General features: G+C 65.2%; 31 protein-coding genes. 17 read left to right on the top strand and 14 right to left on the bottom strand.

Translation table 11 applies throughout. From position 1 onward, the window contains the following. Positions 1-18 precede the first annotated feature (18 nt). Complete coding sequence (locus tag AB8808_RS13185; RefSeq protein ID WP_369930042.1) at positions 19-477, top strand: hypothetical protein; 459 nt, start codon at positions 19-21, stop codon at positions 475-477. A 12-nt stretch (positions 478-489) separates the two neighbouring features. On the opposite strand, the gene AB8808_RS13180 is transcribed toward AB8808_RS13185, so the two are convergent. Further along, positions 490-1470, bottom strand: coding sequence for an NAD(P)H-quinone oxidoreductase (locus AB8808_RS13180; protein ID WP_369930040.1), 981 nt, complete (start codon positions 1468-1470; stop codon positions 490-492). 125 nt (positions 1471-1595) lie between these two features. On the opposite strand from AB8808_RS13180, the gene AB8808_RS13175 reads away from it, so the two are divergent. From AB8808_RS13175 to AB8808_RS13165, 3 genes are all read left to right on the top strand, one after another. Continuing rightward, the gene (locus tag AB8808_RS13175; protein ID WP_369930038.1) at positions 1596-2126 is read left to right on the top strand and encodes a tetratricopeptide repeat protein; all 531 of its coding nucleotides are present in this window, start codon (positions 1596-1598) and stop codon (positions 2124-2126) included. Positions 2127-2209: 83 nt separating this feature from the next. Next, the gene (locus AB8808_RS13170) at positions 2210-2623 is read left to right on the top strand and encodes a PAS domain S-box protein (protein ID WP_369930036.1); all 414 of its coding nucleotides are present in this window, start codon (positions 2210-2212) and stop codon (positions 2621-2623) included. After that, entirely contained in the window at positions 2620-3678 is a 1059-nt protein-coding gene (locus tag AB8808_RS13165) for an Lnb N-terminal periplasmic domain-containing protein (protein ID WP_506193221.1), read from the top strand. The genes AB8808_RS13170 and AB8808_RS13165 overlap by 4 nt, the downstream gene beginning before the upstream one ends. On the opposite strand, the gene AB8808_RS13160 is transcribed toward AB8808_RS13165, so the two are convergent. Then, a complete protein-coding gene (locus tag AB8808_RS13160; RefSeq protein WP_369930034.1) occupies positions 3645-4682 on the bottom strand; it encodes a TraB/GumN family protein in 1038 nt (345 codons plus the stop codon). The two genes, AB8808_RS13165 and AB8808_RS13160, sit on opposite strands and share 34 nt — an antisense overlap. A gap of 132 nt (positions 4683-4814) precedes the next feature. Here AB8808_RS13160 and AB8808_RS13155 point away from each other — a divergent pair, with 132 nt between their 5' ends. From AB8808_RS13155 to AB8808_RS13140, 4 genes are all read left to right on the top strand, one after another. After that, on the top strand, positions 4815-5510 hold the full coding sequence (locus AB8808_RS13155; protein WP_506193220.1) for an NADPH-dependent F420 reductase: 696 nt from the start codon (positions 4815-4817) through the stop codon (positions 5508-5510). A 153-nt stretch (positions 5511-5663) separates the two neighbouring features. Further along, positions 5664-5909 (top strand): DUF2188 domain-containing protein, encoded by a 246-nt coding sequence (locus AB8808_RS13150; RefSeq protein ID WP_369930032.1) that lies wholly within the window; start codon positions 5664-5666, stop codon positions 5907-5909. 68 nt (positions 5910-5977) lie between these two features. Continuing rightward, positions 5978-6214: a hypothetical protein gene (locus AB8808_RS13145; RefSeq protein WP_369930030.1), complete on the top strand. Its 237-nt coding sequence runs from the start codon at positions 5978-5980 to the stop codon at positions 6212-6214. Beyond that, positions 6207-6467 (top strand): DUF3820 family protein, encoded by a 261-nt coding sequence (locus tag AB8808_RS13140; RefSeq protein WP_369930028.1) that lies wholly within the window; start codon positions 6207-6209, stop codon positions 6465-6467. Before AB8808_RS13145 ends, AB8808_RS13140 begins: the two co-directional genes overlap by 8 nt. A gap of 49 nt (positions 6468-6516) precedes the next feature. On the opposite strand, the gene AB8808_RS13135 is transcribed toward AB8808_RS13140, so the two are convergent. Beyond that, complete coding sequence (locus AB8808_RS13135; protein WP_369930026.1) at positions 6517-7041, bottom strand: Crp/Fnr family transcriptional regulator; 525 nt, start codon at positions 7039-7041, stop codon at positions 6517-6519. A gap of 398 nt (positions 7042-7439) precedes the next feature. Between AB8808_RS13135 and AB8808_RS13130 the strand changes: the two genes are divergently transcribed. Continuing rightward, positions 7440-7622, top strand: coding sequence for a hypothetical protein (locus AB8808_RS13130; RefSeq protein ID WP_369930023.1), 183 nt, complete (start codon positions 7440-7442; stop codon positions 7620-7622). Here AB8808_RS13130 and AB8808_RS13125 read toward each other — a convergent pair. Then, a complete protein-coding gene (locus AB8808_RS13125) occupies positions 7619-7768 on the bottom strand; it encodes a hypothetical protein (protein ID WP_369930021.1) in 150 nt (49 codons plus the stop codon). The two genes, AB8808_RS13130 and AB8808_RS13125, sit on opposite strands and share 4 nt — an antisense overlap. Before the next feature lie 135 nt (positions 7769-7903). Here AB8808_RS13125 and AB8808_RS13120 point away from each other — a divergent pair, with 135 nt between their 5' ends. Further along, positions 7904-8029 (top strand): hypothetical protein, encoded by a 126-nt coding sequence (locus tag AB8808_RS13120; protein ID WP_255349640.1) that lies wholly within the window; start codon positions 7904-7906, stop codon positions 8027-8029. 65 nt (positions 8030-8094) lie between these two features. On the opposite strand, the gene AB8808_RS13115 is transcribed toward AB8808_RS13120, so the two are convergent. Then, positions 8095-8277: a CsbD family protein gene (locus AB8808_RS13115; protein WP_369930018.1), complete on the bottom strand. Its 183-nt coding sequence runs from the start codon at positions 8275-8277 to the stop codon at positions 8095-8097. A gap of 105 nt (positions 8278-8382) precedes the next feature. Continuing rightward, entirely contained in the window at positions 8383-8988 is a 606-nt protein-coding gene (locus AB8808_RS13110) for a flavodoxin family protein (RefSeq protein ID WP_369930016.1), read from the bottom strand. Positions 8989-9164: 176 nt separating this feature from the next. Between AB8808_RS13110 and AB8808_RS13105 the strand changes: the two genes are divergently transcribed. Next, the gene (locus AB8808_RS13105; protein ID WP_369930013.1) at positions 9165-9368 is read left to right on the top strand and encodes a hypothetical protein; all 204 of its coding nucleotides are present in this window, start codon (positions 9165-9167) and stop codon (positions 9366-9368) included. A gap of 181 nt (positions 9369-9549) precedes the next feature. On the opposite strand, the gene AB8808_RS13100 is transcribed toward AB8808_RS13105, so the two are convergent. Continuing rightward, entirely contained in the window at positions 9550-9711 is a 162-nt protein-coding gene (locus tag AB8808_RS13100; RefSeq protein WP_185754331.1) for a hypothetical protein, read from the bottom strand. A 389-nt stretch (positions 9712-10100) separates the two neighbouring features. Continuing rightward, on the bottom strand, positions 10101-10997 hold the full coding sequence (locus tag AB8808_RS13095; RefSeq protein WP_369930011.1) for a LysR substrate-binding domain-containing protein: 897 nt from the start codon (positions 10995-10997) through the stop codon (positions 10101-10103). Between the two features lie 131 nt (positions 10998-11128). Here AB8808_RS13095 and AB8808_RS13090 point away from each other — a divergent pair, with 131 nt between their 5' ends. Together AB8808_RS13090 and AB8808_RS13085 are read left to right on the top strand one after the other, a co-directional pair. Further along, complete coding sequence (locus tag AB8808_RS13090; RefSeq protein ID WP_369930009.1) at positions 11129-12241, top strand: S-(hydroxymethyl)glutathione dehydrogenase/class III alcohol dehydrogenase; 1113 nt, start codon at positions 11129-11131, stop codon at positions 12239-12241. A 99-nt stretch (positions 12242-12340) separates the two neighbouring features. After that, positions 12341-12565, top strand: a complete 225-nt coding sequence (locus AB8808_RS13085; protein WP_036144222.1) for an RNA-binding S4 domain-containing protein — start codon at positions 12341-12343, stop codon at positions 12563-12565. Between the two features lie 81 nt (positions 12566-12646). Here AB8808_RS13085 and AB8808_RS13080 read toward each other — a convergent pair whose 3' ends face one another. The 5 genes from AB8808_RS13080 to lexA form a co-directional block, all read right to left on the bottom strand. Next, positions 12647-12925, bottom strand: coding sequence for a hypothetical protein (locus AB8808_RS13080; RefSeq protein ID WP_369930007.1), 279 nt, complete (start codon positions 12923-12925; stop codon positions 12647-12649). 214 nt (positions 12926-13139) lie between these two features. Next, the gene (locus AB8808_RS13075) at positions 13140-16277 is read right to left on the bottom strand and encodes an error-prone DNA polymerase (RefSeq protein WP_369930005.1); all 3138 of its coding nucleotides are present in this window, start codon (positions 16275-16277) and stop codon (positions 13140-13142) included. A gap of 6 nt (positions 16278-16283) precedes the next feature. Continuing rightward, entirely contained in the window at positions 16284-17693 is a 1410-nt protein-coding gene (locus AB8808_RS13070; protein ID WP_369930003.1) for a Y-family DNA polymerase, read from the bottom strand. A gap of 73 nt (positions 17694-17766) precedes the next feature. Further along, complete coding sequence (imuA, locus tag AB8808_RS13065; protein WP_369930001.1) at positions 17767-18396, bottom strand: translesion DNA synthesis-associated protein ImuA; 630 nt, start codon at positions 18394-18396, stop codon at positions 17767-17769. A gap of 2 nt (positions 18397-18398) precedes the next feature. Further along, positions 18399-19025 carry a transcriptional repressor LexA gene (gene lexA / locus AB8808_RS13060; RefSeq protein ID WP_285401454.1) on the bottom strand — a complete coding sequence of 209 codons (627 nt, stop codon included), beginning with the start codon at positions 19023-19025 and terminating at the stop codon, positions 18399-18401. A 196-nt stretch (positions 19026-19221) separates the two neighbouring features. Here lexA and AB8808_RS13055 point away from each other — a divergent pair, with 196 nt between their 5' ends. The 4 genes from AB8808_RS13055 (at position 19222) to AB8808_RS13040 (ending at position 22236) form a co-directional block, all read left to right on the top strand. Beyond that, a complete protein-coding gene (locus AB8808_RS13055) occupies positions 19222-19638 on the top strand; it encodes a hypothetical protein (RefSeq protein ID WP_369929997.1) in 417 nt (138 codons plus the stop codon). A gap of 127 nt (positions 19639-19765) precedes the next feature. Beyond that, positions 19766-20836 (top strand): MFS transporter, encoded by a 1071-nt coding sequence (locus tag AB8808_RS13050; RefSeq protein ID WP_506193219.1) that lies wholly within the window; start codon positions 19766-19768, stop codon positions 20834-20836. 12 nt (positions 20837-20848) lie between these two features. After that, positions 20849-21469, top strand: a complete 621-nt coding sequence (locus AB8808_RS13045; RefSeq protein WP_369929994.1) for an HAD family hydrolase — start codon at positions 20849-20851, stop codon at positions 21467-21469. Then, entirely contained in the window at positions 21466-22236 is a 771-nt protein-coding gene (locus tag AB8808_RS13040) for a DeoR/GlpR family DNA-binding transcription regulator (protein WP_369929992.1), read from the top strand. Before AB8808_RS13045 ends, AB8808_RS13040 begins: the two co-directional genes overlap by 4 nt. Before the next feature lie 58 nt (positions 22237-22294). On the opposite strand, the gene ppsA is transcribed toward AB8808_RS13040, so the two are convergent. After that, positions 22295-24667, bottom strand: coding sequence for a phosphoenolpyruvate synthase (ppsA, locus tag AB8808_RS13035; RefSeq protein ID WP_369929990.1), 2373 nt, complete (start codon positions 24665-24667; stop codon positions 22295-22297). Positions 24668-24790: the final 123 nt, after the last annotated feature.

Raw genomic sequence — 24790 nt, 5'->3', positions numbered from 1 at the left:
CCAACCACCGGAACTGCCATGAACCAGACTGCCGATCCGATCGACCGACTCTTCGAGTTCACTGTCTCGTTCGCAAAAGGCAGGCTGGAAGACGACGGCGACTTCTACCCGTTCGGCATGGTCATTTCGACGGATGGCAAGTTTTCGGCCGTGCACGGCGAATTTTCGGCCGTGCAAGGGGAGGGCAATCCCGACGCGGAACAGTCCCCTGTCCTGGACGTGTACTGGTCGACCGCGGAAGCGCTGACGCGCGCCTGCGCCGACGGTGGCGTGGCCGCCGCTGCCCTGCTTGCTCCCGTGACCATTCCGGCCGAACTTGACGCACCTGTCAGGAGCGGTATACGCGTGCATATCGAGGCACCGGGGATCGCGCGCCTGATCTATGTTCCGTATGGGCCCTATGCCGACGCCGGTCGCACGCTCGAGTTGCATGAACCGCTGGCGGTGGAAACCCCGGACGCTTTCTTCAAGGCCTGATAGCGATCGTCCTCACATCGTGAGGATGATCTTGCCCACGCTCTTGCCCGATTCCATGTGCGCGTGCGCCTCCGCGGCCTCTGCGAGGGGGAAGCGGCTATCGACCACAGCGTGCAGCGTGCCGTCGTTGAAACGGTGCAGCCAGCGCTCGCGGAACCGCCGTGTCATCGCCTGCTTGACCGCCGCGGGGCGTGACTTCATCACCGTGCCGATGATCTGCAGGTGGCGGTATAGCAACTGGTCCAGCGGCAGGCTGGCCTTCGCGCCGCCGCCCAGCAGGCCCACTTCGACCAGGCGTCCGCCATGGTTGAGCGAAGCCAGGTTGCGGTCGAAGTAGGACGCGCCGATGAAGTCGACGATCACGTCGACACCGCGCTTGTCCGTTTCGCGGGCGATCACCTCGGCAAAGTCGCTGCTGCGGTAGTCGATGGCGATATCGGCACCGAAACCGCGAACACGATCGAGCTTGCCCTCGCTGGCGGTCGCGAACACGCGTGCCCCGGCGGCATGGGCCAGCTGGATGGCGGCCGAACCGACGCCACTGGCGCCGGCATGCACCAGGATGGCGTCCATCGATTCCAGGCGACCCAGGTGGAAGGCCGCCTCGTGGGCGGTGACGAAGGCCTCGGGAATCGCCGCGGCGTCGGCATAGTCCATGCCGTCCGGAATCGCCATGGCCATGCGATGGTCGATGCGCGCCAGCGGGGCGTAGGCGCCGCCGCCGACGATGCCCATGACGCGATCGCCCAAGGCATGACCGTGCACGTTGCGCCCGACGGCGATCACCTCACCAGCGATCTCCAGGCCCATGACCGGGGAGTCGCCGAAGTTGTCGCGCTTGTAGCCGCCGGTGCGCTGGATGATGTCCGCCCGGTTTACGCCCGCCGCATGCACGCGCACCAGCAGGTCGTCGTCGCGCGGGGTGGGATCGTCCACCTCGCCCAGGTGCAGTACGTCGGCCGCGCCGAAGTCGTCGAAGATGATGGCTTTCATACCAGCGAGCATCGCGCCGCCCGCGCGAGGCGAGGGTGAAGATATGCATGCGCGTCCGCGACGCATTGACGCGCTGCAAGCCAGGCGACAAGCTGGACGACAAAGCCGATGGAAATGGGATTCCCATGACGAATGTGACACTGCGGGTTTCGCTCCTTGCCGGCCTGATGGCCCTGGCCGGCTGCGCCGCGCATGGGACGTTGCCCGAACCGCGTCAGGGAACGGACGTGGCGCAGCGCAAGAGCGATGCGCACCGGGTCTATGCACGCGGCGACATGCAGCAGGCTGCCGATCTCTACGAAGCGCTCGTGCGCGATGTCCCGGACGATGCCGACGCATGGTTCCACCTGGGCAATGCACGTTTCCGGCTGCAGCGGCAGGACGACGCCGTGGCGGCGTACGAGCAGGCCATCCGGATCAGGCCGGGCGATGCGCGGGCGCTCTATAACCTGGGCGTGGTTCGCCTTAAGCAGGCGCAGGCCGCGATGATCGACAGCGCCCAGGCCGGCAAGCCTGGCGATCCGTTGCGCGGCGACGGTGTGCGTATCGCCCAGCGGCTGGCCAAGGTCGGCGACGACCTCGGCTCCCACGGCAAGGCGGACGGTGGCGCCCCGCCGTTCATCGTCGAAGCGACGGACGACGCGTCCGCGCGGTGAGGGGTCGCCCTATGACGTATGGCCGGCGTCGGTGAACCGGTGTAGCGTTCCTGTGAACCAGGCGACATCGACCAGGGGGTGACATGTCGCGTATCGATTTCGACGAGCCGTGGACGTTCGGTGGACAGCCCTGGCACAGCCTGAAGGACATCGAGTTCGGGGTCATCGTCGTGGATGCCGCCGGCGCCATCGTGCACGTCAACGATCGCGCCGCCGAGCTGCACGGCTGGGTGCGCCTGGCGGTTGGCCCGGACGACTACAGCCGGATGTATGGCCTGTTCACCGAGGAGGGGCGTCCCTATCCCTCCGACGACCTTCCGCTTGCTCGTTCCGTCCGCCATGGCGAGACGGTTCGCCATGCCCGATGGGTGGTCCGGCGGCCCGACGGAAGTCGCCAGACCATACAGGGTACGTCCTACCCGGTATGCGATCGGGAGGGTGACCAGGTGGGGGCGGTGCTGGTCCACGATGCCATCGGCGAGCCGCGGCACGGATGAACGACCGTGCCGCGCCTGCCGGGCGACTCCGCATGCTGGCCCGTATCCTCATCGGCGTGATGGCGGGTCTGGTGCTGTTCGTCTCGGGCGCCTGGGGCACGCTTGCGCTGAGCTACCAGCTGCCGGGGCCGTCCTACGCGCGGATCGTCGGCGCGGGCGCATGGTCGGTCATGTGGCTGGGCCTGTGCGCCGCCCTGGTCGTCTGGCGCCCGTGGTGGGCGTCGGTGGCGATGCTGGTCGCGCTGACGGCACTGGCCCTGTGGTGGACCAACGTGCGGCCGTCGAACGATCGCGTCTGGGCGGACGACGTCAGCCGTCTGGTGTCGGGTACGATCGATGGCCCGCTCGTCACCCTGCACAACGTTCGCCATTTCGACTGGCGCACGGATGACGACTACGACGCACGATGGGAAACCCGCCAGTACGATCTCGATCACCTCACCGGGGTGGACGCGATCCTGTCTTACTGGTCGGGCGAGGTCATCGCGCACGCCATGCTGTCGTTCGGTTTCGACGATGGACGCCACCTGGTCTTCTCGGTCGAGATCCGGCGGGAGCGGGGCGAGGCCTTTTCCGAGGTGGGCGGGTTCTTCAAGCAGTTCGAGTTGATCCTGCTGGCCGCCGACGAGCGCGATATCGTTCGCGTAAGGACCAACGTGCGCGGCGAGGACGACTACCTGTTCCCGTTGCGTATGCCACGTGAGGCCATGCGCTCGCTGTTCGTGTCCTACGTGGAAGCCGCCAACCGGATGACGCACGAGCCGCGTTTCTACAACACGGTGACTTCCAACTGCACCACCATCGTCTATCGCATGGCACGGCGCATCGACAGCGGCCTGCCGCTGGACCCGCGCCTGCTGCTCACGGGTTACCTGCCGGAGTACTTCATGGAGGTCGGCGCGCTCGACCCACGCCTGGGCGTGGAGACCTGGCGGCGCCTCGGGCGCATTACCGACCGTGCCCGGGCCACCACCGCGAAAGACGATTTTTCGTCTGCCATACGCGTCGGTGTGCCGTCGGCTCAGTCGTCATCGTCGGGGGCCGACACCTTATAGCCCCTGGTGCTTAGCGCGCTCAGGTAGCCGTCGTTGCCCAGCAGGTCGTCCAGCGGCACGATGGCGATGGTCTGGTCGTTGGCGGCCACCGCGGTATCCACGGCGGCAAGCCAGCGCTCCCGCACGGCCTTGGGTATGTCGGTCAGGCCGATCTGCTGGGCTATGCCGCTGTCGGTCGCCGCGTTCATGCAGGTGATGCGTTGCCGGGCCGTGCGCTCGTCCTTCAGCGCGGCGATATCGCCCGTCGCCCACGCATTGGCACGTCGGGCCATGTCGGCCAGCTGCGCGTCGATGTTGTCGATGCTCTGCGCGAAGCATGCCACGTCGTCCAGGTTCGAACGCTTGAACGACTTCACCACGGCGCGCGGATCGTCGACCATCAGGGTGTACTCGATGGGCACCTGTTTCACGCCGTGTCGGGTCGCCAGGTCCATGACGGTGCGGGTGACGCCGCCGGAGCGTGCCAGGCCGCTGCTGCGTATGGCGGCCTTGTAAAGTTCCAGCACGGCGAAAAGGGGCCGGTAGCGCTCCACCTTGCGATCGTCGCCGATGTACTTCGCCTTCACCGTGAGCCAGCGGGCGTAGACGTCGGGTGGCACGGTCTCCTGCAGCGTCTTGCCGTCGGGCGAGTTGCGCACCCCGATCAGCGAGGGCAGTAGCGCAAGGCGACCGAAGAACCCGGCATTGGGCTTGATCTCCACCTTGGGGGGAAGGATGAGCGCCCCGGTATGGGCCAGTGCCTCGTCGATCTCCCGCGTCTGCCAGGTCATGTTCCTGGGCAGCGGGGTGAGCGTGCCGAGGATCAGCAGCGTGTGACCCCCGCGCGTTACCCGCCACAGGCCGGGTCCCGGCTGCTCGCCGCTGACCGTGACCGCCTCCAGCAGGGGCACGGACGTGGCCGGCGGTGGCGCGGCGGGAGGGGGCGTCTGCGCGGCAGCGGGGAGGGCTGCCGCCAGTACGAGGCCGAGGGCGGCAAGGGCTCTGAGCATGCGGTTCGGGGTCATGGCGTTAGGCTAAAGGAGGAACGCTGAAGGGAGGAGTGCCGCTTGGCCCGGGTTGCCGCTTAACCGGGTGCTCGCCCGGCATTCACATGGGATCGTGAACATGGATCACTTTCCCGGACCGGAGTTCCGCACATGAAGATCGGCATCATCGGCGCAGGCAATATCGGTAAAGTGCTCGCCAGGCGTTTCCGCGAAGCGGGCCACGACGTACTGATCGCCAACTCCCGCGGGCCGGAGACCTTGTCCGGCGTGGCCGCGGAGACCGGCGCCGTGCCGGCTACCGTCGAGGCGGCGGCGCACGGGGGAGACGTGGTCATCGTCACCATTCCCGAGTCGAGCATTCCGTCCCTGCCGGTCGACCTGTTTGCCGACGTGCCGGCGGACACCGTGGTGGTCGACACCGGCAATTACTATCCGCAGCAACGCGATGGTCGGATTGCCGCTATCGAGGAAGGACTGGCCGAGAGCCAGTGGGTTGCCGACCAGCTCGGGCGGCCGGTCATCAAGGCCTTCAACAACATCCATGCGGAGCACCTGGGCAGCATGGGTGTGCCGTCCACCGACGAGCATCGGATCGCCCTGCCGGTGGCTGGTGACGACCCCAACGCGAAGGCCAAGGTGCTCAAGCTCGTGGACGAGATCGGCTTCGACGGCGTGGATGCCGGCACGTTGGCGGAATCGTGGAAGCAGCAGCCGGGCACGCCGGTCTACGGCACCAATCGCGACATCGAAGGGGTGCGTCAGGGCCTGCTGGACGCCGAGCGTGATCGGCTTCCCGAATGGCGCGCAACGGCACAGAGTCCGGGTGATTACAAGGCACCTCGCTGACGCGAATCGTGACTTTCATGTGAAGATTTTTTTGGGCATTTCTTCCATTGTGGCGACACGTACGACCGGATAGTCTTGCTCGTCCCTTTCCGTGGCAGGACTGTCTCGCCCTCGCGAGCGCATAGACGGAATTTCGAGGTTACGCATTTTTCCATGGCCCTGGTCATTTACGACATTCCCTTCAGCCCGGACCTTGCAGGCCTGTGGCACGTGCAGATGAACGGCGTGCCCACGGAAAATTTCGACACGCGCGTCGCCGCCATCGCCTATGCCGTGCAGCAGTCCAAGCTGCTAGGTGCGCACAGCGGGTTGCAGGTGCTCGTCTCGGTCGAAGGCGCCGACGGTATATGGCGCGAGTTCGAATCCAGCGCCAAGCGCCCGGTCAGCGGACTGCTGTAGCCACCAGTGCACGTCCTTTTGATGCGCGATGCTTAGGATGATGCGCTGGAACGAGGAACATCCCACCTATGACGCATCGCAAGATCGGTTACTTCGACGTGGAAGGCTCATGTTACGTGGCAAAGCCAGGGCGCTGGCGCGGTAAATACGTCATCAGCGAGGACGGCGACGAGGTTGCCGAAAATCTCTGCACCACCCTGCACGAGAATGAGGCAGATGCCTGCGCCGAGGGGCTCAACCTGGGCATCCTGGCCGCTCGTCGGCTCATGAAGGAGCGCGAGGGTTTCGATCCTGGCGATGACTGATCCCGGTCATTCCCCCGTGCAATCGGGCGACACGCTTCGAAGCGACCTGGAGCGTCTTGCGAGCGCGGTGATGCCGTTCGGCAAGTTCAAGGGCAGGCCGATCGCGCAGCTTCCCGGTCACTATCTGGCGTGGTTCGCCCGCGAGGGCTTTCCGCCCGGCGAACTGGGGCGCCTGCTGGCGCTCATGCTGGAGCTCGATCACAACGGCCTGCGCAGCCTGCTCGATCCGCTGAGGCAGCCGTCCGCACACTGAAACGCAAGATATCGCGGCGAGAGGTCTTGTCGCCTCAGGCATTGGACGATCAGTGCCGCAGTGCCGATTCGTCCACGACATCCACACCCGCAGGATGGACACTGACGACACCGTCGTCGCGCAGCTTTGCCAGCATGCGCGTCACCGTGGCCGAACTCATGCGCAGATACGAGCCGATGTCGTCACGCGACATCGGTAGCGGGATCGTTCGGGTGTGTTCGTCGAGACGGCGGTGACGATCCAGCAGGTCGACGAGGAAGCCACGGACGCGCGATGCGGCGACACCGTCCGCGGCATGTCTGGTAACGGCGTGCTCCCGCCGACGCAGCGTGCGGAGGTGACGCGCCAGGGCATCGTTTTCCACGCAGAGGGCATCGACGGCGTCCCGTGGAAACCGGCAAAACCATGTCTTGCCCACCGCCACGACGGAGCGGCCGTGCGTTTCGTTGCGTGCCACGTCCAGGGCGAACAGTTCGCCGGGCAAATGGAAGGCCAGCACGCAGCCGGCGCCGACCGTCTTGGCCATGCCGTTGAGAACGGCGAAGGCTGCGCGGTGTGGGGCATCCGGTTGCACGAGTCGATCGCCGTCGGAAAAGGGGCCTACCCGTTCGACGACGTCCCTAATGTCGAGCAGGGCGGGGTCGCCACCTCTCGTTGCTTCGCACGCTTCCGCATGGCGACAGGAGGCGTTGCAGCACGCCGACGTGCGGCGCGTGGGCGCGGGGCTCGTAGCAGCGACAGGATGCGGCACGGTGGACCTCCCTGCACGCTGGAAGGGCGTGCGTGACCATTTTATGCCTTCGGGTCCCCGGCGGCGGGCGCGGTCAGGTGCCTGTGCCGATTTGCCGCAATGAACGGCATCCGCGGGCACCTCCATGGCGGGTGGTTCGCAGTCTTGGTCGACGCTTGACGCCGGTGGGTATTTACCTTAGTAAAGGGCGTTGGGGGAACCACAAGGGGGCCTTGCAGGCCATGGCACGTCGATCCACGCTTTTGCCCGAGACACAGATCGTTACCTTGCCCGATGGCTTCGTGCCCGGCACCGTGGCGCCGTTCGTGATGCGCTACGGCACCGACTTCCTGGTCGCCATGCAGCGGGCCGCCTCGGTCCACGATGCGGCGCAGTCGGCGGAAACAGAAATGGAAACGGCCTAGCGATCCGCAGCGTGGTTCGTCGGTGCGCGGGCACCGTCGTCCGGCGTATCGCCGGCCGGTCCGCCCTTGTTGATGGCGCCTACGACCACGATGGCCACTATCGCGACAATCAGCGCGATGAGTGCGTAATAGCGTGTGCGGTTCATACGAGTGTTTCCCCCATCACGGTACCGATTCGACGAAGGTGTCCATTGCGAAACGCCTCATGCCGTGCACGTCACGCAAGATGCACGCCTGTCCGTGGACGCTGACTTCCGGTTACCAACGAGGAGGAGCGTCCGATGGACGAGGGTAAGATTGCGGTTGCTGACAAACAGAAGGGCGGCATCGGATACATCCTGTTGTGGGTTCTGGGCGTGCCCATTCCGGTGCTCCTGCTTATTTTCCTGGTCAGGGGTTGTACCTGACTGAGCCAGACCGGCGTATCCAGGCAAAGGGAGGGACCCCGCGGGGTCCCTCGTGCCATGCACTGTCAGTGCTTGCCGGCGTCGCGCACCTTGTCGGCGGCCTTGCCTACTTCCTTCTGCGCCTTGCCGGCATTTTTCTCGATATTTCCCGCTGCTTCCTTGGCGTCATTTCCGGTGACCTTGCCGACAACTTCCTTCACGGCGCCCTTCACCTCGTGCTTGGTGCCTTCGGTACGGTTCTTGTCCATGGTGGTGTTTCCTCTGCAGGCTCTGCGTCATTCGCAGCGTGACCTGTGTACGCCTCGCGGCCATGAGCACTGCGTGAAACAAGCGTGGGGTCCGATTGATGGTGTTCAGGGTGCGGGGTAGGCGGACGCCTTGAGCAGCCCGGCGAGGTGCGCGGCGTTGGTCGTCAGCGTCGCTATGGTCTGCACGACCTTCTCCGGAGTCTTTTTCAGATCGATGTAGTTGGTGTCCGACATGGCTTCGCCCACCCAGTAGGCAGAGCTTCCCGCGGGGATGGTGAAGCCGACATCGGCCAATGCCTGGTAGAGCTCGGCGGTGACGTGGTGTGCGCCATCCTCGTTGCCGACGACGCCGACGATCCCCACTTTCCCGAACGTCGGGTAGCGTCCGTCGTCGCCGATATCGCCCAGGATGGCGTCCATGCGTTCCACGACACGTTTGCTGATACTGGACGGCTGTCCCATCCATATGGGTGTGACCATGACCAGGATGTCCGCTGCCATGATGCGCTCGCGCAGCGCCGGCCACTCGTCACCGTCGCCCTCGTCGTGGCTTACCCCGGGCTTGATATCCAGGTCGACCACGCGAGCGCTGTCCACCTCCACGCCATGCCGCTTGAGCCCTTCCAGCAGTTGATCGAGCAATTTCTGGCTGGATGACGGCTTCGGCGAGCGGGCAAGCGTGCAGTTGAGTCCAAGGGCTTTGAGTGTCATGAGGACGCTCCATTCGTGTGAGGTGAAACGTCAACCTCGGGCAAGGCATGTGCAGCACATGTGGTGCCGATGTGCATGTCGACGACCATCGGCGTATCGAAGACACGGGCATGACAGCGATCTCACACCGGGTCACGCAACTTCGGCGGACTACGACTCAGACGGTTGCCGACGCCATGCAAAGTCCTTATGTGCCCGAAACCCCCGGCCGCTCACCGGTCATCCCCGAAGAGTCGCCGGTCGAGCCGAGGCCCGAGACGCCGGGCGGTAACCCGGGAACGGATCGTCCGCAGGAGCGGCCCGCGCATCCGGATCAACCGGAAGATGACGGCGGCCCGTCGCCGGTGGCGCCCGAGGCGCTGGCTGTGCGGATTCCCTGAACTCAGGGGGATTGCAGGCCGGATATGACGGCGGCGGAGCGTCCCCTGCGATCCGGGCAGTTACGATCCGGGCCATGCCTCGCGATCGTTTTTACGACACAGAGGCCCGTCGAAAGACGGGCCTCTGTGTGTTTTCAGGAACGGTGTGCCATGCGCAAGCGCGTTGGCTCGGGACGCAGGGTCAGACCGCGTCGCCGCTGAGTCGGCTGGCGACCTCGCCGAGCCAGTCGTAGCCGTCCATCTCGCCGCCGAACAGATCGAGGCCGGTGCTGCTGTCGCCTGCACGGAAGCCCGTCGAATATTCGAAGGTGGTGATGCCGTATTCGTTGCGAAGTTCGTTCATGGTCGTGTCTCCCAGTCGTCTGTGACCGGATGCGAAATGCTCTGGCACCAACGTCGCCGGTCTTTGACGTGGTGGGGACCTTACGCCGATGCAGGACCTCGAAGAAGGCGTGCTGGGCGGTCAGTCCGTTTCGTTTGGTGAACAATCGGTTCGTTAGGCTTTCGTCATCACCCGATAGGGTGTAATTCCTGAACTAACGAGTTTACTACACGCCTTTTGTATGGGCGGCTCGGGCCATTACAAGGGGTCCCGGGCATTGAAGGGTTGGACAGGCTTGTGAGTAAAAGGTTCAAGCAAATCGCCCGGCGGTGTGTCGGAGCGCTTTCCAGGGATCCTTACTACGGGCTTTCGTTCACCGTTTCAGCTGTATCCGTTAACCCTAGTTTAACTCAAACGATCGTTCGGCGCCACGGGGGTGCCTGGAGGCGCTCCACGAGGAAGTCGGCGAGCTGGCGAACCTTGGGGGAAAGGTGGCGACTTTGCGGATACACCAGCCACACGGCACCGTGCTCGTAACGCCATGGATCGAGCAGAGAAACCAGGCTGCCTTCGACCAATGCCTGCTCCACGTAGAAGTCAGGCAACTGCGCGATGCCGAGTCCGCGGTGCGCCGCATCGAGCAGGGCCTGGCCCGAACTGGCCCGATAGCGGCCGTGCACGGGTCGCTGCCGGGGCTGGCCGTGCTCGGCGAAGATCCAGTGGCTGGCCGATCCCAGCAGGAGCGTGTGTCCCGCGAGTTCGTCGGGTGTCGTCGGCGCTGCATTGGCCGCGAGGTAGGCGGGTGAGGCGACGACGAAGAGTCGCCGCTCACCCAGGCGTCGTGCCACGAGGTTGGAATCGGGCAGGAGGCCGGTGCGCACCGTCAGGTCATAGCCTTCCTCGATGAGGTCGACGGTGCGGTTGGAAAAATCCATGTCCACGCCCAGTTGCGGGTGGAGCGCGAGAAAGGCGTTGACCAGTGGCGCCACGTAACGCTCGCCATAGGTGGTCGCCAGGCTGATGCGCAACTTGCCTCGCAAGCCGTCCTGGAAATCGACGATGGCCTGGTCGGCGGCGTCAAACCCCTCCAGCAGGTGCCGCGCATGCTCGTAGTAGAGGCGCCCGGCGTCGGTGAGACGCAGCTTGCGGGTGGTCCGGTGCAGTAGCTGGGTGCCGAGTCGTTGCTCCAGCGCGCTCACGGCGCGGCTAACGAAGGCCGTGGACAGGCCCAGGTGACGGGCGGCGGCGGAGAAGCTGCCTAGCCTTACCACTTCCACGAAGGCGTCCATCCCGTCCCAAGCACGCATCGATCTTTGCTCCCCGGTAAAAATGCTTCACCCGCAGGGCGGCTAATCGACGGGCCCGGGGCTGGCTAAAATCCTCGCTACCGCCGGCTGCCATGCCGGTTCCACCGTTAGTGTAAGAGGAATTGCCCACCATGAAGTCTCGTGCCGCTGTTGCCTGGGAAGCAGGAAAGCCGTTGTCCATCGAAGAAGTGGATGTCCAGGGTCCGAAAGCGGGCGAGGTGCTGGTGCGCATCGTGGCGACCGGCGTGTGCCACACCGACGCCTACACATTGTCGGGCGACGACCCGGAAGGGGCCTTCCCGGTCATCCTGGGTCACGAGGGCGGTGGCATCGTCGAAGAGGTGGGTGAGGGCGTCACATCGCTCAAGCCGGGCGATCACGTCATTCCGCTGTACACCCCGGAATGCGGTGAGTGCCGGTTCTGCCTGTCGGGCAAGACCAACCTCTGCCAGAAGATCCGCCTGACCCAGGGCAAGGGCGTCATGCCGGATGGTACGTCGCGCTTCTCGCTGGCGGGCAAGCCGCTGTTGCACTACATGGGCACGAGCACCTTCAGCGAATACACGGTGTTGCCGGAAATCTCCCTGGCGAAGATCAACAAGAACGCCCCGCTGGAAAAGGTCTGTCTGCTCGGTTGCGGAATTACCACCGGCATCGGTGCCGTCCTGAACACGGCCAAGGTCGAGCCCGGTTCGACGGTGGCGGTGTTCGGCATGGGCGGCATCGGCCTGTCGGTGGTGCAGGGCGCGGTCATGGCCCAGGCCAGTCGTATCGTGGTGATCGACACCAATCCGTCGAAGTTCGAGATGGCGAAGATGCTGGGTGCGACGGATTGCATCAATCCCCGCGACTATCCGGATACGCCGATCCAGCAGGTGATCGTCGACCTGACCGATGGGGGGGTGGACTATTCGTTCGAGTGCATCGGCAGCGTGGACGTGATGCGCGCCGCCCTGGAGTGCTGCCACAAGGGCTGGGGCGAGTCGATCATCATCGGCGTGGCCGGTGCCGGCCAGGAGATCCGCACCCGTCCGTTCCAGTTGGTGACCGGGCGCGTATGGCGCGGCTCGGCGTTCGGCGGCGTGAAGGGGCGCAGCCAGTTGCCGGGCTACGTGGATCGGTACATGGGGGGCGAAATCAAGATCGACCCGATGATTACCTACACGATGGGACTGGATGAGATCAATCGGGCTTTCGACCTGATGCACGAGGGCAAGGCCATCCGCTCCGTCATCCTTTACTGAACCCGCTCGTCATGACGAAGGACCGGATGGGACGGTTTCTGGTTGTCGACCGGTAGCGGTGTTCTAATGGGCCACCGTTACCAAAGCGAAGCCATCGTCATGCCGTTCCATGAATTCCGCCTTGAAGGCGATTACGTCGAGCTCAACCTGCTGCTCAAGCTGACCGGCATCGTCGCCAGTGGCGGCGAGGGCAAGCATCGGGTGGCCGATGGCCTGGTCGCCGTGGACGGCGTGACGGAAATGCGCAAGACCTACAAGGTGCGCGCGGGCCAGGTGGTCACCATCGGTAGCGACGAGATCAGCGTCCTGCCCGAAGTGGACTGACCCGTTCCATCGTCCGCATGAAAAAACCCGGCGCCTCGCGGCGCCGGGTTTTCTTTGGGCGGTTATTCCGCGGATGCGGAATTACATGCCGGAGCTGGACGACTTGGCCGGTTCGGTGCCGGTGGTCGGGGTGCTCTTCTTGTGCTTCTTGTGAGTGGACTTCATCGAACCGTTGGAATTGGCGGCGCTGGAACCGGAGGTGCCGGTGCTCTTCATGGCGTCGCTGGTGGTCTGCGTCTGCGAGCCCGCGCTGGAAGACGGCGTGGGGGACGCCGACTGCGAAGCATCCTGGGCCATGGCGGCGCCGCCGAAAGCCATACAACCAGCCAGCATGGCGACGATCAGTTTCGTGTTGCGCATGACGAAATCTCCTGGAACTTGTGGCGCCTTGGTCGAACTTCGCGATGCACGGCGCATGAGCATCGCTTACCGGATATCCGGATGTGTCGATGGGATAGACGCTATCGCGTTTCCGCTGAACAGTGTTCTTGCGAAGCAGCAAATTCCGGTTAACCGTTCAGAGTAAAATTAGCCGGCGTTAAGTAACGGCAAGGTCGTGCGATTCCTGACACGATCAGTGGAAATCCCGTGACACGGCACCGAGTTCCGGCAGGAGGTCGCTGTAGTCATGAAGACGGCTTGCCACGAGGTGGCGTACGCCTTTGATCGACTGCCAGCGGCCATCGACCGCCAGCAGCACGGCTTCCAGCAGCGCCTGCCGACAGGCCTCGGCCACCGCGGGTCGCACGATGACGTTGACCTGGCCCGTTTCGTCTTCCAGGGCGACGAAGGTAATCCCGCTGGCGGTCTGGGGGCGCTGGCGCATCGTGACCAGGCCGGCATGACGCAACCACGTGCCGCTGCGTGTGTCTTCGATGTCCCGTGCACGACGGACACGGCGCGACTGCAATATCTTGCGAACCAGCAGCAGGGGGTGGCCCGCCAGCGACAGGCCGGTGGTGGCGTAATCGGCAAAGACGTTTTCGGCCATGCTGGGTGGGCGCAGCGGCGTAGGTTGTTCGGCCACGGCCTCCAGTAGCGGCAGGCTGCGTTCGATGCCGGAGCTCTCCCAGCGGGCGCGATGACGATGGCCGCTGAGCACGCGCAGGGCACCGGCATCCGCGAGGCGTTCGCGCTCGAAACGGCTAAGGCGTGCACGGTGGGCGAGGTCGGCAAGATCGCGAAAGGGCGCGCTGTCGCGTGCCTGCACGATGCGTGCGCCGAGGTCGGCCGAGAGGCCGCCGATCAGGCGCAGACCCAGGCGCAAGGCAGGGCGTGGGGCCCGGGTCGCTTCCAGCGTGCAATCCCATTGGCTGGCGGTGACATCGGGTGGGCGCACCTCGGCACCGTGCCGACGCAGGTCGGCGACGAGCTGCGCCGGCGCGTAGAAGCCCATCGGCTGGCTGTTGAGCAAGGCGCAGCAGAAGATTTCCGGATGGTGGCATTTCATGTACGACGAGGCATAGGCGATCAACGCAAAGCCGGCCGCGTGCGATTCGGGAAAGCCGTAGCTGCCGAATCCCTGGATCTGGTCGATGATCTGCTGGGTGAACTCGGGGGTGTAACCCCTCGCCGCCATGTTGGCTCGAATTTTCGGCTCGAATTTCTGCAACCCGCCACGGCGCTTCCATGCGGCCATCGACCGGCGCAGGTCGTCCGACTCGCTTTCGGTGAAACCCGCCACCACCTGCAGCAGCTTCATCACCTGCTCCTGGAAGATCGGCACCCCTAGGGTGCGTTCCAGGACGTCCTTGACGCCCGGTTCGTAAACGATCTGTTCCGGCGGCAGTTGGCGTCGTTGCAGGTAGGGGTGAACCATGCCGCCCTGGATCGGGCCCGGTCGGACGATCGCCACCTGGATCACCAGATCGTAGTAAACAGCCGGTTTCAGGCGCGGCAGCATCGACATCTGCGCACGTGATTCGATCTGGAACACACCCACGGTATCGGCGGCCTGGATCATCGCGTAGGTTTTCGGATCCTTCATGGGGATGTCGGCCATGCATCGGTAATCCGGGCCGCCACGGGCACGCAGCAGGTCGATCGCCTTGCGCATGCAGGTCAGCATGCCCAGCGCCAGGCAATCCACCTTGAGCAGTTTCATCGTTTCCAGGTCGTCCTTGTCCCACTGGATGATGGTGCGGTTATCCATCGCCGCGTTCTCGACGGGCACCAGGTGATGCAACGGCGTATCCGAGATGACGAAACCGCCTACGTGCTGGGACAGGTGGCGAGGCATGCCGTTGAGTTCGTGCACCAGCACGATCAGCTGCCGGATGGTGCGACTGGCGACGTCGAAACCTCGCTCCTGCAGGCGCTGGATGATCGGCACCTCGCCATGCGCGTGCGAATAGGCACGGCTGAGCTGGTCGAGCTGGTCTTCGGACAACCCCAGCGCACGCCCGACATCGCGGGCGGCACTCTTGGGCCGGTAACTGATGACCGTAGCCGCCAGCGCGGCCCGTTCGCGGCCGTATTTCTCGAAGACGTACTGCAGGACTTCCTCGCGGCGCTCGTGCTCGAAGTCGACGTCGATGTCCGGTGGCTCGTCGCGCTCCAGCGAGATGAACCGTTCGAACAGCGTGGTGATCTGGTCCGGGTTGACCTCGGTGATGTGCAGGCAGAAACAGACCACTGAATTGGCCGCGGAGCCGCGGCCCTGGCAAAGGATCTGCTGCGAGCGGGCGAACCTGACGATGTCCTGCACCGTGAGGAAAAATGCCTCGTAACAGCACTTGGCGATGAGGTCCAGTTCTTTTTCGATGCGTGTGACGAGGTCGGGTTTCATGCCCCCGGGCCATCGCCGCGCCGCGCCCTCGTAGGTGAGACGGCGTAGGTAAGCGGCAGGATCGGTGCCTTCGGGCACCAGTTCGCGCGGGTAGACGTACTGGATCTTGCGGAGGTCGAAACCGGTGCAGCGGGCGGCCACGAGCAGGCTCTGCTCGAGCATGTCACGCGGATAGATGCGCGCGAGTGCCTCACGCCGACGCAGGTGGCGCTCCCCGTTGGGAAAGAGGTGGTGGCCGGCCTCGGCCACGCTGCGGTTGAGGCGGATCGCCGTCATCACATCCTGCAAGGCGCGACGCCCGCGCAGGTGCATGTGCACATCGCCGGCGGCGACGCATGGCAGGCCATGCCGCTCGGCCAGGTGACGCCACGCCGCCAGTTCGGCCGCGTCGTGCTGGCCGCGGTGCAGTTCCACGGCCACCCATGCGCGGTCCCGGAAATGCGTGGCCACCCAGGCCGCGCGGTCGTCATGGGTGGCGGCATCGTCGGCGGCCAACGGACCCGGTGCCCAGAGCAGGCAGAGGCCGTGGGCGAGGTTTTCCAGGTCGGCACGGTGGAGCTCGTAGCGTCCTTTCGGCGCGCGACGTCGGCCCAGCGTGATCAGCCGGCACAATTCGGCATAGCCGTCCTGGTTCTCCACCAGCAGCACGAGCGTGGTGCCGTCCACCAGACGGACCTCGCTGCCGACGATCATCGGCAGGTCGACTTCCAGCGAGGCTTCCAGTGCGCGGACGATGCCCGAAAGCGAACACTCGTCGGTGATCGCCAGGGCGGTGTAACCGATGTCCCTGGCGCGCTCGAACAACTCCCGCGCGCTGGAGGCGCCGCGCTGGAAACTGAAGTCGCTCAGCGCGTGCAGCTCGGCATAGGCGGGAAGGTCGATCTCGCCCTCGTTCGCGGGCGGCGGTAGGGTCAAGGGCAGCATGGCGAACTACGCGAACCAGCCGTGCAGCATCCAGCCGTCGAGGGTGCCGGGCGGCAGGTAGGCCCAGGCCTGTTGCCCGGAGGGAGTGCGCACGATGTAGTAATCGCGGCGCGTGTCGTCGCCATCCCACCAGCCGCTTTCGATACGTTCGGGCCCGGCCAGCACGGCGACAGGCTCGGGACGCATGGGCAGAGGACGTGGCAACAACCATAGCGGGCGCCGGCGACGTGGTGGGGCCACCGTGGTATCCGGTGGGCCATAGCGCATCGCGCGTTCCGGTCGATGGTCGGCCACCATGGCGATCTGCCGAAGCGCGGCATCGCCCAGGCGGGCCCGCAGGCGTTCGTCGAGCGTGGGCCAGTCCAGCCCGTCGCCGCGAATGGGCTCGAAAAGGTCGCGCACCGGTGGCCGGAAAACCGGAAGTTCCTCGGCATCGAGTTCGATGGCCCGCGCCGGCGCAGGCAGGACGGTACGTTCGAGCCGGGTGCGGGCCAGTTCGAACAAGCGTTCCGCCTCGCGCTGGGGCGCGGCCATCGCTACGACCACGCGCGTGGTGGCGCCGCGGGCATGCTCGAGCGTCAGGGTGAAACGCTGCACGCCACCGTCGCGTGCGGCGAGCAGGTTGGCGAGCGAGCGGGTCAGCCGGCGCAAGGGAAACAGCAGTGGCTGGCTGCCATCCAGCTCGCTATCGAATTCGATCTTCTGCCGGAAGTTTGCCGGTGGCTGCCACGCGGGCAGCGGCGCGGCCGCCTGCCCACGTAGCCGATCCAGCCAGTTCACGCCATCGCGGCCGATGCGACGTGTGAGTTCCGGGCGCGGCAGCCGGAAGATGTCGTCGAGCCGGCGAAACCCCATGGCCTGCAGCGATTTCACCGTCGTGGCAGGCAGGCCGGCCTGACCCAGCGAGAGGGAGCCCAGCATGCGGACGACGCCTTGCGGCTCCGGTAGCACCATGCCGTCCGCGTGCGCCGCAAACACCCACGAGGCGGCAGGGAAGGGGGTTGCCGCCAGGGTGTGGACATGGCCCTGTTCGCCCAGGCCATGGCGGAGGCGTTCGGCTATCAACGGCCAGCCGTCGAACAGCCTAAGACTGGCGCCCAGTTCGAGGAGGATGGCCGCAGGGGGTATCAAACTGACGTGCCCACTGAACTGGTAACACCACGCGGCAAGCTCCGCCAGCAGGCGGGATTCGGCGGCACGATCGCGAGGGCGTACATCCAGCGCGGGGCAGAGGGCGCGCGCCGCGGCGAGGCTCTGGCCCCGACGAACACCGGCGGTGGCCGCTTCTGCATTGGCGGCGGCGATCAGGCGCTGGGGTGACCGTGTGTCGAGCAAGGCAGAGGGGCCTGCCTCCGAGGTCGCGGCGAAGGCGGCGGAGAACGCCAGGCCGGGAAAACGGAGGCAGGCCCAAAGCATGGCTGCGTAAGAAAGGCGGCGACGAAGCGTTCGTCATGACGGCGGGTGGAGCACGGCGTCATGACGAGGTCCATCAGGCCCGCATGCGCAGCAGCGGAGCGGTGGTGGTCAGCAGGCCGCGCGACTTGAGGACATCTACATAGGTGGCCTCGTCGCTGTTGCTGACCTTGAGACGGAGTGCCGCGGGACTGTTCTGCGCTGCATGCGCGGCGGGACGGAAGAGCATGGCGCAGGCGTCACCGCTTTCCGCGGCCAGTTGCAGTCGCCGCAGGCTGCGATAGTCGATGTCCGGCAGCCAGCCGACCACGGCGCCGCAGCAGCCGGAGCGCAGGCATTGCTCCATGCTCCAGGCCGCCTCGGTCGTGCCGGCATGGATTTCATGCAGGAAGCGCAGATCGACCCCAGCGGCTGCGAGTGCCGGCGCATAAGGCAGGTAAGGGGGCGCGACGAAAATCACGCGGCGGTGTTCCTGCGTGAGCGCGGCCAGTGCGGGCATCACCAGGTCCAGTTCGCCCAGGCCATCGTGTTCGAACAGGATTTCACTGAGCGCGCCTTGCGGCCATCCCCCGCCCGGCAACTTCGCGTCCAGGGAGGTCCAGCCCGTGGAAAGCGCGCGCGTGCGCGGCTGACGATCGGCGGAACGGCGCCAGATACCGGGATGGTCGAGAACCTGGGCGAGGGTCGGGGCAGCGATGGCGTTCATGGTCAGGTCCTGCGGATGATGCCGACGTAACGCCCTTCGATGGCGAACGCGTGGCGACGGGGATCGACTTCGATAGGCTGGAAGTCGGGGTTTTCAGGCAGAAGAAGGAGGCGGCCGCGCTCGTGCCTGAGGCGCTTGACGGTGACTTCGTCATCGAGCCGGGCCACGACGATCTGCCCGTCGGTGGCGGTGGCCGTCTTGTGTACGGCCAGCAGGTCGCCATCGAGGATGCCGGCATCGCGCATGCTCAGGCCGACGACGCGCAGGAGGTAGTCCGCGCGCGGCCGGAACAGGGCAGGGTCCACCTCGAGCTGTGCTTCGATGTTTTCTTCCGCCAGGATCGGCGAGCCTGCGGCTACGCGGCCGATCAGCGGAAGATCGTTGGCCGCGGCGGCCCGCATGAGGGCCGCGTTACCCGCCGACAGGCGCAGGCCCCGGTGCTGGGGGGAGCGCTCGAGGACACCCTTGCGGACCAGCGATTCCACACAGGCCTGCGCCGAGCTGTGGCTGGGGAAGCCCAAGGCATCGGCGATCTCGCGCAATGTGGGCGGCAGGCCCTGCGTCTGCAGGTATTCCTGCAGGAAGGCGAGGGTCTTTTGCTGGCGCTCGGTGAGGGTAGGTGTCGACATGTGTACATTTGTACAGATGTCGGGCCGCCGGTGCAAGAGGGTAGGCCCCTTGAGAAAATCCGGAAACGTAAGCGTGTCGTCCAGGCTTACAGAAAGCGGTGGGCAAGCGCGACTGTCGATTCTGGCAGCCAAGGTGAATGCTCACCTCGGATCCTTTCAGCAGGCCCCGGCCCCTTCATTCCCGTGGGAGAACAGCATGATCATGGATCGATCCGGTGCCGGAAACAAAACGGTTGTCGTCTCCTGCCAACCTTCGCAACTTGCAAGCGAGCACATCACAGCCGAGTATCCCGCCATGGAAAATCGCCTCAGCCGACTGGAAGTCGCCACGACCCAACTCGACACCCGCCTTGCGCGCGTCGAAGTCACCCTCGAGCACATCGGGGAAGACGTCAACGGTCTCCGTACGGATTTCCGCGACCTTCGCAACGATATGAACCATTTGCGTGACCAGTCGCGTAACGATATGAGCCATTTGCGTGACCAGTCGCGTAACGATATGAGCCATTTACGTGACCAGTCGCGTATGGATTTTCGCGTGCTCTTCAGCGCGATGATCAGTCTGGCGCTTGGCATGGCTGCCCTGATGGCCAAGGGGTTTCACTGGATCTGACCGAAACGCGCATCGGGCTTGCACGTTTTTGCACGTTTAATTACATTGATGCGTATTCCTTGCTTTTGGCCTACGCATGAATCCCGTCCGCGCCACTCGGCTCATCTTTCTTCTTTCCGGCATAGGCATGGCCAGCTGGGCCCCGATGGTTCCCTATGCCAAGGAGCGCCTTGGCCTGGACGACGCCACGCTTGGTCTCGTGCTGCTGTGCATGGGTTGCGGCGCCACCGCGGCCATGCCCCTCGCGGGGTTCTTCACCCACCGGTTCGGTCACCGCGATGTCATCGGTGTCAGCGGCTTGCTGGTCTGCCTCGCGCTGCCCCTGCTTACGCTTGCGCCGAATGCATGGTGGCTGGGTGCGGCACTTCTGTTCTTCGGCGCGTCGCTCGGTGTGGTCGATGTCGCCATGAACGCGCATGCGGTGGATGTCGAGAAACAGCAGGGCCGGCCGATGATGTCGGGTTTCCACGGGCTGTTCAGCGTCGGCGGCCTGGCGGGTTCCGCCGGCATGGCGGCGTTGCTCCGGTTCGGCTCGCCGCTGACCGGTAGCGCCATCGCGGTCTCGGTGCTGCTGTTGCTGATCGTCGGCACCCAGTGGCGGCACTTCCTCGTGCGTCACGACGACGGCTCGGGCGAGGCGCGTGCACGGTTTCGCATGCCGGGCGGGGCGGTGTTCCTCCTGGGTTTCCTGTGCATGGTCGTCTTCCTGGCCGAGGGCGCCATGCTCGACTGGAGTGCCGTGTTCCTGCGCTTCTCGCGCGGTTTCGATCCCGCCACGGCCGGCCTGGGCTATGCGGCGTTTTCCGTGGCGATGGCCCTAGGCCGCCTGCTCGGCGACCGCATCACGGCGTCGCTGGGCGCCACGACCATCGTGCGGGTCGGCAGCCTGGTCGCCGCCGCCGGTTTCTTCCTTGCCACGTTGCTGCCGTGGGGCCCGATGGCACTGCTCGGCTTCGTGCTGGTGGGCATCGGTGCTTCCAACATCGTGCCCGTGCTGTTCAGTGCGGCGGGACGACAGGTAAGCACCTCGCCCGGTATCGCCATCGCCACCGTGACCTCACTGGGCTACGCGGGCATGCTCGCGGGGCCGGCCGTCATCGGTTTCGTCGCCCACGCCAGCAGCCTGTCGATCGCCCTGGCAGGCGTGGCCGCCCTGCTTGTCGTCGTATCCCTGTGCGCATCCATCGTTCGCCGCTGAAAGGAGTGTTCCATGCATAACAAACGCGATGTCGTGATCTTCGATTTCGGTGGCGTGCTGATCGACTGGAATCCCCGCTATCTCTACCGCAAGCTGTTCGGTGACGATGTCGAGGGCATGGAGACGTTCCTCGCCGAGGTGACCACACCGGAATGGAACCTGCAGCAGGATGCGGGCCGTTCGTGGGACGAGGCCGTTCGCCTGCTTACATCAAAGCATCCGACGAAGGCCGACCTGATCGCCGCCTATCAGCATCGCTGGGAAGAAACCCTGGGTGGCGCGATCGACGACAGCCTGCACATCCTCAGGGAACTGAAGGAGGCCGGCCATCCGTTGTACGGACTGACCAACTGGTCGCATGAAACCTTCCCCTTCGCACGGGAACGCTTCGATTTCCTCCGCTTGTTCGACGGCATCGTGGTCTCGGGGGAAGAGGGCACGATCAAGCCGGACCCGAAGCTGTACCGGACACTCCTCGAACGCTACGACATCGACCCGGCGCGCGCCGTGTTCATCGACGACAACAAGGCCAATGTCGACGCCGCCGAGGCATTGGGTATCCACGGCATCCATTTCCACACGCCAAGGCAACTGCGTGACGAACTGATTGCCCTGGGTTTCCTGGCGGCATGAGCGCATCGCCCGACACCACGCTGCCACGTGAGCGGCAACCCTTGATCCTGCAGCGGCTACGTCGCGACGGCAGGGTGGTGGCCGCGGATCTGGCCCAGGAATTCCGGGTGTCCGAAGACTCCATTCGCCGCGACCTGCGCGATCTTGCAGCGCAAGGCCTTTGTCGCCGTGTCTATGGCGGTGCGTTGCTCGCGGTGAACATCCCGCCGCTGGGCGAGCGTCATGCCGAGCGCACGGAACTGAAGCATGCGCTGGCCCGTATCGCGGTCGGCCTGGTCGGTACCGGGCAGATCCTCTTCATCGACGCGGGTTCGACCAATACGGTGCTGGCAAGGATGCTTCCCGAGCACCGGGAACTCACCGTGGTGACCAACGCCCCCGATGTCGCCCTTGCCGTGCTGGGTCGGCCCGGTTTCGAGGTGATCCTGCTGGGTGGCCGGGTCGATCCTTCCATCGGCGGTGCGATCGGCTCGCGTACCGTACGCCAGGCGCAGGATATCCGCGCGGACATCTGTTTCCCGGGGGTCTGCGCCATCGATCCCGAGCGCGGGTTGTGGACCTACGACGAAGAAGAAACGGTGTTCAAGCAGGCGATCATCGAGGCCAGTGGCGAGACGGTGGCGATCGCCACGCCGGACAAGCTGGTGGCATCGGCGACGCACCACACGGTGCCCATCACCGGCATCTCGCATCTGGTGGTGGCAGCCGATACGGAGGCGACGGTGGTGGCGACGTATCGCGACGCCGGGGTCACCGTGCACTGCTGACCTGAAAAAGAACGGCGCCCTGGAGGGCGCCGTTCTGCGATACCCATCGGAATGTCGGTCAGCCGGCCTTTTTCTTCGCCAGGCGCAGCCACGTGTCGACCACGGTGTCCGGGTTGAGCGACACCGATTCGATACCCTGTTCCATCAGCCATTCGGCAAGGTCCGGATGGTCCGACGGGCCCTGGCCGCAGATGCCGATGTACTTGCCCTTGGCCTTCGCGGTCTTGATCGCCATGGACAGCAGCTTCTTCACCGCCGGGTCGCGTTCGTCGAACAGGTTGGCGACGATGCTCGAATCGCGGTCGAGACCCAGGGTCAGCTGGGTCAGGTCGTTTGAGCCGATCGAGAAACCGTCGAAGATGTCGAGGAACTCGTCCGCCAGCAGCGCGTTGGAAGGCACCTCGCACATCATGATGACCTTGAGGTCGTTCTCGCCCTGCACGAGGCCGTTCTTGCGCAGCACCTCGATCACCTTGCGGCCCTCGTCCAGCGTGCGCACGAACGGGATCATGACCCATACATTGGTCAGGCCCATGGTTTCGCGTACGTACTTGGCGGCCTTGCATTCCAGGGCGAACGATTCGGCGAAGTCCGGCGAGACGTAACGGCTGGCGCCGCGGTAGCCGATCATCGGGTTTTCCTCGTGCGGCTCGTAGCGCGAGCCTCCGAGCAGACCGGCATATTCGTTCGACTTGAAGTCGGACAGGCGCACGATCACGGGCTTCGGGTACACCGAGGCGGCGATGGTCGAGATGCCCTCGGCCAGGCGGTCCACGTAGAACGAGACGGGGTCCTTGTAGCCGGCGATGCGCGTATCGATCCGCGCTTTCGTCTCCGCATCCTGCTTGTCGTATTCCAGCAACGCCTTGGGATGCACGCCGATGTGGCTGGCGATGATCATCTCCAGGCGGGCCAGGCCGATACCGGCGTTCGGCAGCATGCCGAAGTCGAAGGCGCGTTCGGGGTTGGCCACGTTCATCATGATCTTCAGGGGCGCTTCCGGCATCGCGCCCAGGTCGGCGGTGATGCGATCGAACTTCAGCAGGCCTTCGTAGATCGTGCCGGTGTCGCCTTCGGCACAGGACACGGTGACCTCGGCGCCGTCCGGAATCGACTGCAACGCGTTGCCGCAACCGACCACGGCCGGCACGCCGAGCTCACGGGCGATGATCGCCGCGTGGCAGGTACGGCCACCGCGATTGGTGACGATGGCGGCCGCGCGCTTCATCACCGGCTCCCAGTCGGGATCGGTCATGTCGGCCACCAGCACGTCGCCGGGCTGCACCTTGTTCATGTCGGAGAGCGACCGGATGACCCGGGCCTTGCCGGAGCCGATCTTCTGGCCGATGGCGCGACCCTCGGTGAGGATCTTGCCCTTCTCGTTGAGCTGGAAGCGCTCGAGCGTGGTCGCGTGCGAGCGCGACTTCACCGTCTCGGGGCGGGCCTGCACGATATAGAGCTTGCCGGTGTTGCCGTCCTTCGCCCATTCGATGTCCATCGGGCGGCCGTAGTGCTTTTCGATGATCAGCGCCTGGCGGGAGAGTTCCTCGACATCGCTGTCGACCAGGCAGAACCGGTGGCGCAGTTCGGCCGGCGTTTCCTCGATGCGAACGCGCTCGCCCGGCTGGTCGGAATAGACCATGCGCTGCTGCTTGGCGCCGAGGCTGCGACGGAGCACCGCGGGCTTGCCGTCGCGCAGGGTGGGCTTGAAGACGTAGAACTCGTCCGGGTTGACCGCACCCTGCACGACCATCTCGCCCAGGCCGTAGGAACCGGTGACGAAGACGACGTCGCGGAAGCCGGATTCGGTGTCCAGCGTGAACAACACGCCCGAGGCGCCGACGTCCGAGCGCACCATCAGCTGCACGCCGGCGGAGAGGAAGACGTCCTCGTGCTTGAAGCCCTGGTGGACCCGGTAGGCGATGGCGCGGTCGTTATAGAGCGAGGCGAAGACTTCCTTCACCTTGTGCAGCACGTCGTCGATGCCGACGACGTTGAGGAAGGTTTCCTGCTGGCCGGCAAACGAGGCATCCGGCAGGTCCTCGGCGGTGGCGGAGGAGCGCACGGCCACCGCGATGTCGTCCGCGCCGGCGTCCTTGCAGAGCTTGATGTAGGCGTCGCGGATGGCCTGTTCGAGGTCGCCGGGCAGGGCAGTGTCGACGATCCAGCCGCGGATCTCCTTGCCGCCGCGGGTCAGTTCGTCCACGTCGTCCACGTCCAGCGTGGCAAGGCGCTGCTGGATGCGCGTGGCGAGGCCGCTCTTCTCGAGGTAGGTCTGGAAGGCGTCGGCCGTGGTGGCGAAGCCCCCCGGCACCGAGACGCCCAGTTTCGCCAGGTTGCCGATCATCTCGCCCAGTGAGGCATTCTTGCCGCCCACCTTGCCGAGGTCGGTCATGCGTAGCGCGTCGAGCCAAAGTACCAGGTCGCTCAAAGGAAGTTCCTCACATCGGTTGGGCGGCGGGCCGCGCTGGAAAACCGGCGCATTGTCGCGGTGGTATGGTCGGCTTACAAGCCGCGATGCACCAAACGCGCAGTGATTCTGCGGGGTGGATGG

Origin of the sequence: Xanthomonas sp. NCPPB 2632 (assembly GCF_041228075.2) — a bacterium.
GTDB lineage: Bacteria > Pseudomonadota > Gammaproteobacteria > Xanthomonadales > Rhodanobacteraceae > Luteibacter.
The sequence above is the reverse complement of the archived record's forward strand: the minus strand, read 5'-3'. Positions and strand labels throughout refer to the sequence as shown.

Coding starts and splice junctions, on each gene's coding strand:
- AB8808_RS13095 (WP_369930011.1), bottom strand. CDS start 10,997: ATGCGTGCTTGGGACGGGATGGACGCCTTCGTGGAAGTGGTAAGGCTA.
- AB8808_RS13040 (WP_369929992.1), top strand. CDS start 21,466: ATGAGCGCATCGCCCGACACCACGCTGCCACGTGAGCGGCAACCCTTG.
- AB8808_RS13105 (WP_369930013.1), top strand. CDS start 9,165: ATGCAAAGTCCTTATGTGCCCGAAACCCCCGGCCGCTCACCGGTCATC.
- AB8808_RS13055 (WP_369929997.1), top strand. CDS start 19,222: ATGATCATGGATCGATCCGGTGCCGGAAACAAAACGGTTGTCGTCTCC.
- AB8808_RS13115 (WP_369930018.1), bottom strand. CDS start 8,277: ATGGACAAGAACCGTACCGAAGGCACCAAGCACGAGGTGAAGGGCGCC.
- AB8808_RS13175 (WP_369930038.1), top strand. CDS start 1,596: ATGACGAATGTGACACTGCGGGTTTCGCTCCTTGCCGGCCTGATGGCC.
- AB8808_RS13045 (WP_369929994.1), top strand. CDS start 20,849: ATGCATAACAAACGCGATGTCGTGATCTTCGATTTCGGTGGCGTGCTG.
- AB8808_RS13110 (WP_369930016.1), bottom strand. CDS start 8,988: ATGACACTCAAAGCCCTTGGACTCAACTGCACGCTTGCCCGCTCGCCG.
- AB8808_RS13125 (WP_369930021.1), bottom strand. CDS start 7,768: ATGAACCGCACACGCTATTACGCACTCATCGCGCTGATTGTCGCGATA.
- AB8808_RS13120 (WP_255349640.1), top strand. CDS start 7,904: ATGGACGAGGGTAAGATTGCGGTTGCTGACAAACAGAAGGGCGGCATC.
- AB8808_RS13075 (WP_369930005.1), bottom strand. CDS start 16,277: ATGCTGCCCTTGACCCTACCGCCGCCCGCGAACGAGGGCGAGATCGAC.
- AB8808_RS13155 (WP_506193220.1), top strand. CDS start 4,815: ATGAAGATCGGCATCATCGGCGCAGGCAATATCGGTAAAGTGCTCGCC.
- AB8808_RS13050 (WP_506193219.1), top strand. CDS start 19,766: ATGGCCAGCTGGGCCCCGATGGTTCCCTATGCCAAGGAGCGCCTTGGC.
- AB8808_RS13170 (WP_369930036.1), top strand. CDS start 2,210: ATGTCGCGTATCGATTTCGACGAGCCGTGGACGTTCGGTGGACAGCCC.
- lexA (WP_285401454.1), bottom strand. CDS start 19,025: ATGTCGACACCTACCCTCACCGAGCGCCAGCAAAAGACCCTCGCCTTC.
- AB8808_RS13100 (WP_185754331.1), bottom strand. CDS start 9,711: ATGAACGAACTTCGCAACGAATACGGCATCACCACCTTCGAATATTCG.
- AB8808_RS13070 (WP_369930003.1), bottom strand. CDS start 17,693: ATGCTTTGGGCCTGCCTCCGTTTTCCCGGCCTGGCGTTCTCCGCCGCC.
- AB8808_RS13085 (WP_036144222.1), top strand. CDS start 12,341: ATGCCGTTCCATGAATTCCGCCTTGAAGGCGATTACGTCGAGCTCAAC.
- AB8808_RS13130 (WP_369930023.1), top strand. CDS start 7,440: ATGGCACGTCGATCCACGCTTTTGCCCGAGACACAGATCGTTACCTTG.
- AB8808_RS13145 (WP_369930030.1), top strand. CDS start 5,978: ATGACGCATCGCAAGATCGGTTACTTCGACGTGGAAGGCTCATGTTAC.
- AB8808_RS13090 (WP_369930009.1), top strand. CDS start 11,129: ATGAAGTCTCGTGCCGCTGTTGCCTGGGAAGCAGGAAAGCCGTTGTCC.
- AB8808_RS13080 (WP_369930007.1), bottom strand. CDS start 12,925: ATGCGCAACACGAAACTGATCGTCGCCATGCTGGCTGGTTGTATGGCT.
- AB8808_RS13150 (WP_369930032.1), top strand. CDS start 5,664: ATGGCCCTGGTCATTTACGACATTCCCTTCAGCCCGGACCTTGCAGGC.
- AB8808_RS13185 (WP_369930042.1), top strand. CDS start 19: ATGAACCAGACTGCCGATCCGATCGACCGACTCTTCGAGTTCACTGTC.
- imuA (WP_369930001.1), bottom strand. CDS start 18,396: ATGAACGCCATCGCTGCCCCGACCCTCGCCCAGGTTCTCGACCATCCC.
- AB8808_RS13180 (WP_369930040.1), bottom strand. CDS start 1,470: ATGAAAGCCATCATCTTCGACGACTTCGGCGCGGCCGACGTACTGCAC.
- AB8808_RS13160 (WP_369930034.1), bottom strand. CDS start 4,682: ATGACCCCGAACCGCATGCTCAGAGCCCTTGCCGCCCTCGGCCTCGTA.
- AB8808_RS13165 (WP_506193221.1), top strand. CDS start 2,620: ATGAACGACCGTGCCGCGCCTGCCGGGCGACTCCGCATGCTGGCCCGT.
- AB8808_RS13140 (WP_369930028.1), top strand. CDS start 6,207: ATGACTGATCCCGGTCATTCCCCCGTGCAATCGGGCGACACGCTTCGA.